A 376-nucleotide genomic window follows, 5' to 3' on the forward strand; every position below is an offset into this window, starting at 1 on the left:
CCCCTGAGGCCAAACAGCGCCTGTTGCCCGCGCTGGCACCTGGGAATGTGCAGAAAACCTTGGCCGCACCTGTCACCGCCATCATCGCCTATGACGTCAAGTTCTACGAAATTTGCCTAAGCTGTTTCCACATGCGGACGCACGCTCGTGGGTCGCCGAAACCCCGGAGCTCGCGCTGGCAACTGCGAGGCGAAACAGTTCCCTGCAGGGCGGGTACCTGATGATTGCCGCCCGCTCGCTGGGGCTCGACTGCGGTCCCATGTCTGGCTTCGACAATGCCAAGGTCGATCACGAGTTCTTTCCCGCGGACCCTAAGGAGAATGCCTTCCAGCTCGAATATTTCCCGGATAGCCACGTGAAATCGAACTTCCTGTGC

The 376-nt window shown here is 59.8% G+C and carries 1 pseudogene; it reads left to right on the top strand.

The features are described 5' to 3' along the window. Positions 1-376, top strand: a pseudogene (locus AC1DHL_RS30150) (malonic semialdehyde reductase); the annotation flags it as partial.

The sequence above is a fragment of the Variovorax sp. 10L426 genome (assembly GCF_056395305.1).